This window comes from Arcobacter arenosus, from assembly GCF_005771535.1.
In the GTDB taxonomy this organism is placed as follows: domain Bacteria; phylum Campylobacterota; class Campylobacteria; order Campylobacterales; family Arcobacteraceae; genus Halarcobacter; species Halarcobacter arenosus.
In genome coordinates, this window is sequence record NZ_VANU01000003.1 from 262035 (window position 1) to 274344 (window position 12310).

The window sequence follows — 12310 nt, forward strand, 5'->3', positions numbered from 1 at the left end:
AAAGAAAAATATTTAGCAACGAAGAAGATGCTTACAAATTGTTCTTTTATTTATATTCCAACTTTTCAATAACTAATTTCTTATTTTTAAAAGGGTCAACAATAGCCTTAATATCATCAAAACTATATTTTAATCTAAACCCAATAGGTGAACCCTTTGCAGTACTTTCTAAAATATAATATGGTTTACCATTTACATATAAAGCTTTTATATGTGGAATCTTATCTTTTAAGTTAACTATCACAAATATATGTTTTGGAACAAGGACAAAATATGCTTCATACCCTTTTACTTTTAACATTGAAATCAATAGGTTTGACTTATCATCACAGTCCCCAAAGTTTTGTTCAACTACCTTTTGTGAACTTCTTGCAACACTTTTATTAACTTTATAAGGAATATTTGTTACAAAGTTTAACATTGATTGGACTTCACACCCATGGTTTCCTTTACACTCTTTTGTTAACTCATTTGCAAGTCTTCTTGTAAAATCATCTGTTCTTACTTGATTTACATAGGTTGCTCCATCAATATCTATAAATTGATGTTTAACAATAAAAAAGGATTTATAAATCATTGCAATTATAAATAAAACAGAAACAACAGATATTATAATAGAAAGATAATACAAAAATCTGTTTTTAAATAGCATATAAAATCTCTTTTAACCTTGCAATACTCTGTTTAGAATCAACATATATGTTCACAAAACTCTCATCTATAAAATCATATTTTAAACAGTTTGGAACAATAATGTTTTTTTCTTGAAGTTTTAATCTAAACTCTTTTGAGTTTATTTTTTTAAGCTTAATTAAAAGAGAATTACTACTACTATGAAACAAAAAATCTACATATTTACAAGAATGAAATATCTTTTCTAATTCAATTCTATTTTTTATATTTACACTATTTGAGATAACTTTAAAATCCCAATCTTTTAAAGACTCCTCTAAGTACTTCATATCATATGCAGATAGTTTATTTTCTGGTTCATATTTTCTAATTGATTCAATATTTCTTCTTATTGAAAAAAGTGTAGAGATATTAAGATTTTCATTTGAGTAGTAGATTGAAAGATTTTTTATAATATATAACTTTTCATACTCTTCAAGATATTTTATAGCAGCATCTTCTCCACAAAAATCTAACATAGTTTCATCTATTAAAACTGTTGCATTTTTTTCTTTCCAATATTTAAAAAGATTTTCCAAATCATAATATGTTCCATCTAAATATGAAGGATTAGCAAAAACTACCAAACTATCTTGTTTTATTGGTAAAAATAGATTTTCAAATCTATTGATAAGTCTAACTTCATAAGATAAATTAGTTGCGGCTTTTTTAAAAGCTAAAGAACATGGACTATAAATAAAACAATATTTTAAATCTAAAAATTTCAATAAAGAATATATTGCTGAACTAAAACCATTATACAATTCAATTTGATTTTTACTAATATGATATCTTTTCTCTAAAAGATTTAATAAATTACTATAATCTGCACTTGAAATTAAACTATAATCGATATTAGTGTTTGGTTTTAAAAAATTTAAATCGCAAGAGAAATCAATCATTTTATGCCAAGTTTAAAAAGTTTTTTATTCCAGTAAATATAATTTGAGCAGATAAAGCTGCCAAAAAAAGACCTGTTATTTTAGATATTATCAATAGTCCTTGCTTTCCAATAACTTTTTTAATAATATGAGAAAAATATAACATTATTCCAACTAATAAAACAGCACATACTAAAGCAAAACTTCCTAAAAACAAAGATGATTTTGATTCAAAACCTGCACCCATAACTAAAAGTACACCAATTGTTCCAGGTCCAATTGTAATTGGTATTGCTAAAGGGACAACTGCTAAATCGTGTAAATTTGCACCATCAACCTTTTGCCCATCTTTACTTCCTCTAATCAAATCAACAGCTGATAAAAACAATAAAGCCCCTGCACCAATTCTAAAAGCATCTAAAGTTATTCCAAAGACAGTAAAAATATGTGTTCCAAAAAAAAGTAATACAAGACTTAGAACTATAACTGAAGTAGTAACTTTTATCGCTAATGTTTTTTTCTCTTTTACAGTAGCTTCATTTGTTACTGTCAAAAATACAGATAATACAAAAAATGGTGTCATGATAAAGAACATTTTTAAAAATGTTGCAACAAAAAGGTCCATAAACACTTCCTAAAAATTATATTTTAGGAAGTATATCTAAATTATGATAAGTAATTAAAAGTGAGTATCAAGTAGTTTTAAAAACTCTTCAGGGTTTTTATATCCTGCTATTTGAGCAGCTTTTATCTCTTTTCCTTCTTTATTCCAAAAAATTAAACCAGGAGGTCCAACAACTCCAAACCTTTTTTGCATAGCTTTATCATCTTCATTATTTTCTGTTACATCAGCTTTTAAAAGTGTAAACTCTTTTAATTTAGCAATAACCCTTGGGTCTTTAAAAGTAATAGCTTCAAGCTCTTTACAAGAGATACACCAATCAGCATAAAAATCTAACATCACTGGTTTAGATGAAGCCTTTACAGCTAAGTTGATTTGCTCATTTGTTTTAACTTTACTCCAAGATAATTCCTCAACATTTTGAGAAATAGCTACACCACTTGTGAATTTATCCAATGGGTTTAAAGGATTTGTAGCTCCACTTACTGCCCCTACAAATATTAAAACACCATAAATCATAATAACTGTTGTAATTAGTTTTGCAATAATATGTTCAAACACTTTTAAATATAGTGCCGCTCCAATTAATAATAATGCCCACATAAACATAACAATAGTTGCATCTAACACTCTATCTAACATCCAAACTGCAACACCAAGCATTACAATACCAAAAATTTTAGTTACATTTTCCATCCAACCACCTGGTTTTGGCATATATTTACCAGCTCCAAGTCCAATTAGAAGTAATGGAATACCCATACCCATACTCATTACAAATAAGGCAGCTCCACCTAAAAAGGCATCACCAGTTTGTCCAATATAAACTAAAGCTCCAGCTAATGGTGGAGCAACACAAGGACCAACAATAAGTGCAGATAAAAATCCCATAATTGCGATTCCTAATACACCTTGTTTTTCTTTTCCATCTGTTGTTTTATTTATCTTATTTTGAATACTTTGAGGAAGTTCTAATTTAAAAAATCCAAACATTGAAAAAGCAAGTGCCACAAAAATAGCTGAAAAGGCAACTAAAACATATGGATTTTGAAGTGCAACTTGTAAATTAGCACCAAAAACTCCAGCTAAAACCCCTGCTATTGTATATGCTGCAGCCATAGACAAAACATAAACTAAAGATAAGAAAAACCCTTTAGAAGCTGTTAAAGTACCACTATCCCCTGCTTTTACAATAATAGAAGAAAGAATAGGAATCATTGGAAAAACACATGGAGTTAAAGATAACAATAATCCAAACCCAAAAAATGTTGCAAGTACAATTAAAATATTCCCACTTTTTAATGTATTTGCAATTGCATCTGTTTCATTTAATGTCTCTTCTTGCACTTGATTAGTTTGAGCTTGTACTTCTTCTTTAATTTCATTAGCACTAGATGCATTTGAAAAATCAATATTTTCACTAGTGCTCATTGGAGCATAACAAAGCCCTGCTTTTGAACACCCTTGAAATTCTACTGTTATTTCAATATTCGAAGCATTATTTGTTTTTTCTTTTAATAAAGCATAAGGGATTTTAATATCCATATCATGATTATGAATCTGCCAAATCTCATACTCTTTTGATTCTGGTATATCTAAATCATTTCTTATATCCACTTTTTGTGGTTTTGTTATTAAAAACTTTAATTTATCATCATATAAATAGATATCTTTACCAAGTTTAATACTGAAAATTACATTTTCATCTTTTTTTTCAAAACTTGTTTTAAATGCTTCTTCTGGTTCTAAAAAATCTTGGTTTGCGAAAGCATAAATTGAAAAGAAAATAAGTATAAGTAGTTTTTTTATCATTTTTAAGCCTTAATTAAAATGCATTTTTGAGCTATTTGTTAATTGTGGTACATCTTTAATTCCAACTTCCCTCGATATTGGTTTTCCATCCTTGAAAAAAACTATTGTTGGAAGAGCTGTAATACCATACTTTTTTGCTAAATCCATATATTTATCGATATCAACTTTATATATTGTAATATCCATAGGTTTAACCTTATCAAAATCTTCTAAGCTTTGAGCTAATATTTTACAAGGGGGACACCAAGTTGCATAAAAATCTACGATTACGTTACCTTTTTCTATTTTTTTATCAAAATTAGTTGTATCTAAATGTTCAAATCCAAATAATGTTGAAATAGTAAAAAGAAAAGCAAAAAACACTTTTTTCATTATATTCCTTTTTTAATTTTAACTATTATAGTGAAGTTTTGTGAAGAAATTGTTTATAAATTACTTTTTATAAGTTTATATCAAAAAAGAATTATAATTTATAATTATAAAATTCCTAAGATTAAAATGGTAAAATTACCAAATAAAGGGAGTTAAATGAATTATTTAATAGATTTATCGCCAAGTGAAGTAGAAAAACTTATTGAAAAAAATATTGTTATGATAGATGTAAGGCGAGATGAAGAGTGGGCTTATACAGGAATTGTAAAAAATTCACATCTTATGACTTTTTTTGATATGTTTGGAAATGTAGATGTTCCAACATGGTTAAAAGAGTTTGAAAAACTTGTAACATCAAAAGAGCAACAATTTGTATTAATTTGTGCCCATGCTAATAGAACAAGAACAATTGGCAATTATTTAATTCAAAACCATGGATATACTAATGTTTGTCATTTGTCTGGGGGAATGGCATTGTGGCTTGAAGAGGGGAAAGAAGTGGAACGTGTTTAAAAGCTAAAGAGAATTACTCCTCTTCTGCTTTTTTAGCTGCACTTGCTTCTTGTAGTACTGCAATTACATCATCTAAATTTTCATATGGAATATGAGATTTCCATTCGATATCTTTTCCATTTAATGAAATACCAATACTTACAATATCAGGAGTTCCTTTTCCATATGGTTCAGATACATTTGAAATAGAAATTATACCTTTTTTAGTTCCTGCTAATGGTAATTTTTTTAATTCTGTTGTCATAAGATTTTCCTTTTAATGTCCCAGTTAAAAGGGACCAGATTTTATTTATATATTCTACAATAAGAAACTGTTTTTCTCTTAAAAAGTTGTTATTAAAGTTATAAGCTTATTTTTTTGAGGCTATTTTTTCACCAAACTTAACACTTTGGTTAAGAAGATTATTAATTTCTACACTATTTTCTTCCCAAACCATAACTACAGTTGAACCCATTTTAAAGTAACCTAAACAATCACCTTTTTTAACACTTTTTTCTTCATACTCATAAATTTGGATATCTCTTATATCTGTATTTGTTTCAACCTTTGGTTCAAAAGTAAATACCATTTGTCCAACATTTAAAGCCCCAACAAAAACCATATAAAAAAGTTTATTGTCATTAATACACTCTAAAATCACCCTTTCATTTTCAACAAATAAATCAATTTGTTTGTTTAAATACTTTAAATTTACAGGATATAATTTCCCTGGAATATGAATTAATCTTTTTATTTCAAAATCAATTGGAGCATGATATCTGTGATAATCTTTTGGTGAAAGATAAAAATTCATATATGAACCATTATTTAATTTTTTAAAATTCTCAGCACAATGGTAAGTTAACATATCCTCTACAGAATATTCCATCCCTTTTATTTGAAGTAATAAATCTTTTTCTAAAGTTCCACATTGAGTGATAAAACTATCCGTTGGTGAGATAAAAACATTTTCATCTTTATTAATCTCCCTAGCAATAGCAAGCTCTCTTGTAAATAAATCATTTAATGATTTATAAAATTTAGGGTTTCTAAATTCACTCATATTTAAACCTAAAAATTTAACATAACCATTGTTTATAATCTTTTGAATAAAAGATGGGAACTTGGTCTTTGCAAATTTTCCAAAATATTGTGAAATTATATTTGTAATATGCATTATTTTCCTTACATAGTTTCTAATTGGTTTGTATTTTATCTAAATATTTCTTCAATTTTAAATTCTATTTAATAACAATTTTTTAAAAGATTTATTTAAATATTTTTTAGTAATATTTCAAAAAATTAAAGATAATAAGGAAAAAAATGCACAAAATTATTGTTGAAAAAGAATGTGGATGTTTCAGAAGAAGTGATTTAGAAAATAATATGGAATTTACTTCAAAAGATGATGCTTTAAGTAAAGCAATTGCTATGAAAAATCAAATGAATGACGAGTTCTGTGGAAAACATGAATTTGATTTAGTTGAATTCCAAAACAATTTTGTAATTAACTTCGCACAACAAAAAGTTTCTGGATGTTGTGGTGGTGGTCACTGTAGTTAATGAATCAAGTCATTGTTGAAAAAGAGTGTAGTTGCTTTAAAAAAAGTGATTTACAAAACAATTTAGTATTTGACTCAAAAGATAAGGCTTTGATTAAAGCTTTAAGAATGAAAGATAAAATGAATCAAGAGTTTTGTAGAAAACACGATTTTTTGGTGCATGAAAAAGATGGGGATTTTATAATCTCCTTTGCACCTAACAATGGAAATGAATTTGTATGCTGTGGCAAAGGTTGCTGTGACTAAAGTGTTTGGGATTTTATCTCCTAAACACTTTCTTTTAACTCTCTTTTTTTATCTAAAAAAATCTCTATAGCTTTTTTTATCTCTTCAAAATTTTCATCATCACCTTGAAGTCTTTGGAAATATAAATCATAATTTACATCTGGATCAATTTTAGTTATTTCAAAAATAATATCTAAATAAGTACTAAAAGGAACATCATCTCCACTTTTACTAAATCTCACTGCCCTTTGGAGAGATACAAATGGATTTTGATTTATCCTAGAGATACTATTTTTTCTAGTTTTTAAATAGTTTATGAAAACTTCACGAATATCTGATTGAACAATCTCTACTTTATTTGTTTTTGTATTAAATCTACATCTAAAGCCAATTTTAGTAGATGAAAAATCAAAAATGTCAACTACAAAATTTAAATCTTTTCCTAAAAACCTTTCTCTGTAAACACATTGAAATATATCATTTTCAAATTTGAATGTATGTGAATTGTTTTTATATAAAAAATGTTTTTCATCAATATAACTTAAGATATTTTCTAATTCATCTTTTGTTTTAAAAAATAAATCTAAATCTCTAAATGTATCTCTTTTTAGACATGAACCAGCTAAATAAAACTCAATATACTCTTCATCAAGAGGTTTTAATAAAGCATTTTTAAAAAAGTTTTCCATTCTATCAACTACATTTTTTAGTCTTTTATCTAAAGTTATTGCAGTATCTTTTGTTATAAAATCATAATCTAACCAAAGTTTATAGTTCAAATATTTTCCTTTTAATAAACTATATTATTTTAATATATCTTTGCTAATTATTTGGAACTAAAATTGTAAGTTTTCCTTGTTCTTTCATTCCACCAGCTTCTAACTCTGCATTCTCCCCATGTCCAAAAAAGAAATCTGCTCTTATTTCACCTTTAATTGCTCCCCCTACATCAGCTGCAACCATAAGTCTATTTATCTTTTCTTTAGTTACAGAAGATTTTGTATTTATAAATACAGGCATTCCAAGGGGAATATATCTTTTATCAACTGCTAAATTCCTTCCTCCAACTAACTCAGAACCAAGTGCCCCTGTTGCACCTTGTTCTCTTTTAGAAAAGAAAATATAGCTTCTATTTTGATTTAAAATTTCATCAATTCTATGAGGATTATCTTTTAAATAAGCTTTTATACCTTGTAAACTTGCACCATATTCTTGTAAAACTCCCTCTTTTAATAAAGCTCTACCAATAGCAAAATATTTATGCCCATTTTGATTAGCATACCCCACATTTATAACTTCACCAGTGTCTAATTGTATTTTACCAGAACCTTGTATTTGTAAAAAGAATAAATCTACCTCATCATTCACATAACAAATAGCTTCTAAATCATCTCTTTTATTTAAATCTTCCCTATCATCATAAGAGATAACTTTACCATTTACAAGTTTTCCTCTTAATCTATATTTTTTTAGTTCTGGATAAGAATCACTTAAATCAATCATCAACATATCATCTGGTGTTTTGTAAATTGGATATTTATAAGTTTCACTTTGTGTAAGGCTTCCATGTAAAAGGGGCTCATAATAACCTGTTATTATCCCTGTATCAGTTCCATTTGAATTATATAATTCATAAGCTGTAAAATTTTCTGTAAAAAACTTTGAAGGATTTGTATAATCATTTACTTTTTGACAAACATCTTTAAAAAGTTCATATCTTTTTGCTCTTTGGCAATCTTTTTTAAATACTTCTAATGCTAAATCTAAATCATCTTCATAAAACCCATCTATCTCATCTATATTTATTTTTTTTACATTTGCTTTAGAAATTGATAGTTTTTCATATTTTTTAAAGTCTTTTAGTGAACAACCTGTAAATAGTAAAATAAATATTGTTGTTATGATTGTAAGTTTCTTCATTATAATTCCCTTTAATTTTGGGGAATTCTAACATTTAAAAGTTAATAGTTGTTAAATCTATGAATTTAATACTTTAAACTATTAAATTCCACAGTTTGAATTACCAGATTGAGAATAAACCTCTTTCATTCCACATACTTTGCAAGTATATTCAATATCATTAACACCTGAACAACCTCCACCTTTTAATAATCTTGCATTAATAACTTCTTGTTTAAAAGTTGTTTTAGTATTTTCATCATAAAAAGTTTTAGTTTTTGCTCCACAAGTTGGGCATTCACCGTTGTTTAATTTATCAACTCTTGAGTGTTTATTTTTGTAATAGAGTAAAATTGAGAAGATTACTATTAAAAAAGTTAATAGTAAAAAAATAATAGTTTGCATGAAGTAGAGATTACTCTACTTCAGCGTCGATAACATCGTCGTCATCTTTTTTAGCTTTTTGGTTTGGTTGAGCACCACCTTGTCCTTGTTGCTCTTTAGCATACATTGCTTCAGCTAATTTGTGAGATTTTTCAGTTAATGATTTAACTTTCTCTTCAATTTGCTCTTTTGTTGCATTTTCATCTTTTAGAATCTCTTCTAATTCTGCAGCTGCATCAATAATAGCTTTTTTCTCTTCTTCAGAAACTGCATTTTCATTTTCTTCTAAAGTCTTTTTAGTTGAGTGTAATAATGCATCAGCTTGATTTCTAACATCAATTAACTCTTTTTTCTTAGCATCAGCTTCTTTATTCGCTTCTGCTTCATTTACCATTTTTTCAATCTCTTCATCAGATAATCCAGATGAACCAGAGATAGTAATTTTATTCTCTTTTCCAGTTCCTTTATCTTTAGCAGATACATTTAAAACACCATTTGCATCAATATCAAATGTTACTTCAATTTGAGGAACACCTCTTGGTGCTGCTGGGATATCAGAAAGTTCAAACATACCTAAAGATTTATTATCTTTAGCAAATTCTCTTTCCCCTTGACCAACATGAATTGATACAGCTGGTTGGTTATCTTCAGCAGTAGAGAATACTTGAGATTTTTTAACAGGAATAGTTGTACCTTTTTCAATAAGTTTAGTCATAACTCCACCAAGAGTTTCAATACCTAATGATAAAGGAGTAACGTCTAATAATAATACGTCTTTAACATCTCCTCTTAATACACCTGCTTGAACCGCTGCACCTTTTGCAACAACTTCATCAGGATTTACACCTTTATTTAAATCTTTTCCAAAGAACTCTTTTACAACAGAGTTTGCTTTTGGTAATCTTGTAGAACCACCAACCATAATCACTTCTTGAATCTCACCTTTATCTAATCCAGCATCTTTAAGTGCAGTTTTGATGTGATCTAAAGTTTCAGTAATTAAGTTTTCAGTCATTGACTCAAATTTTGCTCTAGTTAAAGATTTAACTAAGTGAACTGGTCCAGCTTGTCCCATTGAGATAAATGGTAAGTTGATTTCAGTTGATTCAGCAGAAGACAACTCTTTTTTAGCGTTTTCAGCTGCATCTTTTAATCTTTGTAATGCCATTTTGTCATTTTTAATGTCAAATCCATTCTCATCTTGGAACTCTTTTGCTAACCAATCAATAATAGCGTTATCGAAGTCATCTCCACCTAAGAATGCATTACCATCAGTTGAAAGTACTTCAAATGTTCCATCACCAATTTCAAGAACAGTAACGTCAAATGTACCACCACCTAAATCGTATACTAGAACTTTTTCTTCACCTTTTTTATCTAAACCATATGCTAATGAAGCAGCAGTTGGCTCATTGATAATTCTTAATACATTTAAACCTGCAATTGTACCTGCTTCTTGTGTTGCTTTTCTTTGAGCATCATTGAAGTATGCTGGAACTGTAATAACTGCATCAGTAACAGTTGCACCTAAATACTCTTCAGCATCTGCTTTTAATTTTCCTAAGATTTTTGCAGAAATTTCTTGCGGAGTATAAACTTTATCAGCAATTTCAACTGCTGCAGCACCGTTTCTATTAACGATTTTATATCCAACTTTTGATTGTGCTTCTTTAGCATTCTCTTCATCCATCATTAAACCCATAATTCTTTTTACAGAATAAATTGTTTTTTCTGGGTTTGTAATAGCTTGTCTTTTTGCTGGATCACCAACTAAAACTTCACCTTTATCAGTAAATGCTACAATTGAAGGAGTTGTATTTTTACCCTCTTTATTTGGGATAACTTTTGCTTCACCACCTTCATAAACTGCCATACAAGAGTTTGTTGTACCTAAATCTATACCTAATACTTTACTCATAACTATATCCTTATCATTTTTTTATTATTAATTTTATTTTTAAATCAAATAGTTTAAAGACTTTGCGGTCATTTTTTCTAATTTGCTATTGAAACCATAGCTGCTCTAAGCAGTCTATCCTTAAACTTATAACCTTTTTGTAACCTTTGAACAATTTGTCCAGTTTCATGGTCTGGGCTATCAACTTGCATTACAGCATCATGGAAATTTGGATCAAATTCCCCATCTGTTTCAACTAATGTAATATCATGCTTTTCAAATGCAGTGTAGAAGTTTTTAATAGTTAACTCAACACCCTCTTTTAGTTTTGCTAAAAGCTCCTCTGCTGGCATATCTTTTGCTGCTTCTTCAGCAGCAAGTGCCATTTCAAGAGTATCAATTGGTGCTAGTAAATCTTTTGCAAACTTTTCAGATGCATAATCAATTGCTTGATATTTCTCTTTTTCTAATCTTTTTTTAATATTTTCAAAATCGGCATGAACTCTAAAATATTTATCTTCACTTTCTTTTAACTTTGCTTCAAGTTCAGCAATTTTTTCTTCTGCACTTAATTCCTTTGGCTCTTCATTAGATTCTGTTGTTTCTTCAACATTTTCTTGAGTTTGAACCTCTTCATTTTGTACTACTTCTTCATTTATTTCTTCTTGTTTTTCACTCAAAGTAATCTCCTAAACCATACTAATTTTATTATAAAAATATTCATAATCTTTTGATAGTTCCCCTACCACTAACATCTTAATATCTTGATTGTCTATTCTACATTTATGACAAATACCGATATACCCTTCAGGAACAATACCATCAAAATATAAACCTTCTTCAATTGAGTCTAAAACAACCCCTTTTAAAAAAGAGTTAATGCTCTTTTCATCAAAGTTGTATTTTAGTGCCAAAGAGAAAAACTCTTTTGTATTGTAAATATGAAAATTTTTATTTTGAAGATATTGACTAACTTGCTCATAAATTTCCATTGCTCCAACTTGTTTAGCAATATTTACAATATGTACTAACTCAAGAGAAACCATATCACTTAAAAATCTATATAAAGCATCACTATATTTAATTGTAATTGCAAAGGATGTAAACTCTAAAATCATATATCTATTTTCAACATTTAAAATGTTTTTTAAAATATCAGACTTTTGATCTTGAATAAATACTGACATCCCTAAATCATTTGATAAATATGCAATAGCTCTTTCATCAACATATTCAAGTCTAAAATTTAATTTATTTCTCCAATACATTTTTAAAGCTTCAGTTGTAGGTGTTCTTCCTGAACTTACATGTTCTTGTGCAAGAAAACCTTCATCTCCAAGCTTTTTAAAGTATCCTCTAATTGTTGCAGGTGAATATGAAATATCATACATTGATTTTAATTGACTAGAACCAATAGGCTCCAGATGTTCAATGTAAGCTTTAATAATTGAATGTAATAAAAACTCTTTTTTATCCATTTTATCATTCACC

The 12310-nt window shown here is 28.0% G+C and carries 16 protein-coding genes; 3 read left to right on the forward strand and 13 right to left on the reverse strand.

The features are described from left to right. Positions 1-46: 46 nt before the first annotated feature. The 5 genes from FDK22_RS08440 to trxA are packed head-to-tail and all read right to left on the reverse strand — an operon-like array spanning position 47 to position 4359. On the reverse strand, positions 47-652 hold the full coding sequence (locus FDK22_RS08440) for a transglutaminase-like domain-containing protein (protein WP_138152481.1): 606 nt from the start codon (positions 650-652) through the stop codon (positions 47-49). After that, positions 642-1574 (reverse strand): PLP-dependent aminotransferase family protein, encoded by a 933-nt coding sequence (locus FDK22_RS08445; protein WP_138152482.1) that lies wholly within the window; start codon positions 1572-1574, stop codon positions 642-644. The genes FDK22_RS08440 and FDK22_RS08445 overlap by 11 nt, the downstream gene beginning before the upstream one ends. 1 nt (position 1575) lies before the next feature. Continuing rightward, complete coding sequence (locus tag FDK22_RS08450; protein ID WP_138152483.1) at positions 1576-2178, reverse strand: MarC family protein; 603 nt, start codon at positions 2176-2178, stop codon at positions 1576-1578. Positions 2179-2232: 54 nt separating this feature from the next. Then, positions 2233-3987, reverse strand: a complete 1755-nt coding sequence (gene dsbD / locus FDK22_RS08455) for a protein-disulfide reductase DsbD (RefSeq protein WP_228711671.1) — start codon at positions 3985-3987, stop codon at positions 2233-2235. A gap of 9 nt (positions 3988-3996) precedes the next feature. Continuing rightward, positions 3997-4359: a thioredoxin gene (trxA, locus tag FDK22_RS08460; RefSeq protein WP_138152484.1), complete on the reverse strand. Its 363-nt coding sequence runs from the start codon at positions 4357-4359 to the stop codon at positions 3997-3999. A gap of 156 nt (positions 4360-4515) precedes the next feature. Here trxA and FDK22_RS08465 point away from each other — a divergent pair, with 156 nt between their 5' ends. Further along, positions 4516-4872 carry a rhodanese-like domain-containing protein gene (locus FDK22_RS08465; protein WP_138152485.1) on the forward strand — a complete coding sequence of 119 codons (357 nt, stop codon included), beginning with the start codon at positions 4516-4518 and terminating at the stop codon, positions 4870-4872. Between the two features lie 13 nt (positions 4873-4885). Here the strand turns inward: FDK22_RS08465 and FDK22_RS08470 are convergent, their stop codons facing one another. Together FDK22_RS08470 and FDK22_RS08475 are read right to left on the reverse strand one after the other, a co-directional pair. Further along, positions 4886-5116: a hypothetical protein gene (locus FDK22_RS08470; RefSeq protein WP_138152486.1), complete on the reverse strand. Its 231-nt coding sequence runs from the start codon at positions 5114-5116 to the stop codon at positions 4886-4888. 106 nt (positions 5117-5222) lie between these two features. Then, entirely contained in the window at positions 5223-6029 is an 807-nt protein-coding gene (locus tag FDK22_RS08475; RefSeq protein ID WP_138152487.1) for a phosphatidylserine decarboxylase, read from the reverse strand. Positions 6030-6175: 146 nt separating this feature from the next. Between FDK22_RS08475 and FDK22_RS08480 the strand changes: the two genes are divergently transcribed. Both FDK22_RS08480 and FDK22_RS08485 read left to right on the forward strand, forming a co-directional pair. Next, the gene (locus FDK22_RS08480) at positions 6176-6415 is read left to right on the forward strand and encodes a hypothetical protein (protein ID WP_138152488.1); all 240 of its coding nucleotides are present in this window, start codon (positions 6176-6178) and stop codon (positions 6413-6415) included. After that, entirely contained in the window at positions 6415-6660 is a 246-nt protein-coding gene (locus tag FDK22_RS08485; protein ID WP_138152489.1) for a hypothetical protein, read from the forward strand. The genes FDK22_RS08480 and FDK22_RS08485 overlap by 1 nt, the downstream gene beginning before the upstream one ends. A 20-nt stretch (positions 6661-6680) precedes the next feature. Here FDK22_RS08485 and FDK22_RS08490 read toward each other — a convergent pair whose 3' ends face one another. The 6 genes from FDK22_RS08490 to FDK22_RS08515 all read right to left on the reverse strand — a co-directional run bounded on the left by FDK22_RS08490 (position 6681) and on the right by FDK22_RS08515 (position 12297). Next, positions 6681-7418 (reverse strand): Gabija anti-defense Gad2 family protein, encoded by a 738-nt coding sequence (locus FDK22_RS08490; RefSeq protein ID WP_138152490.1) that lies wholly within the window; start codon positions 7416-7418, stop codon positions 6681-6683. Between the two features lie 43 nt (positions 7419-7461). Further along, positions 7462-8559, reverse strand: coding sequence for a murein transglycosylase A (mltA, locus tag FDK22_RS08495; protein WP_138152491.1), 1098 nt, complete (start codon positions 8557-8559; stop codon positions 7462-7464). Positions 8560-8640: 81 nt separating this feature from the next. Further along, positions 8641-8943: a hypothetical protein gene (locus tag FDK22_RS08500; protein WP_138152492.1), complete on the reverse strand. Its 303-nt coding sequence runs from the start codon at positions 8941-8943 to the stop codon at positions 8641-8643. 10 nt (positions 8944-8953) lie between these two features. Beyond that, positions 8954-10840 (reverse strand): molecular chaperone DnaK, encoded by a 1887-nt coding sequence (dnaK, locus tag FDK22_RS08505; protein ID WP_138152493.1) that lies wholly within the window; start codon positions 10838-10840, stop codon positions 8954-8956. A 77-nt stretch (positions 10841-10917) separates the two neighbouring features. After that, complete coding sequence (grpE, locus tag FDK22_RS08510) at positions 10918-11499, reverse strand: nucleotide exchange factor GrpE (protein WP_138152494.1); 582 nt, start codon at positions 11497-11499, stop codon at positions 10918-10920. Between the two features lie 9 nt (positions 11500-11508). After that, positions 11509-12297 (reverse strand): heat-shock protein, encoded by a 789-nt coding sequence (locus tag FDK22_RS08515; RefSeq protein ID WP_138152495.1) that lies wholly within the window; start codon positions 12295-12297, stop codon positions 11509-11511. Positions 12298-12310 lie beyond the last annotated feature (13 nt).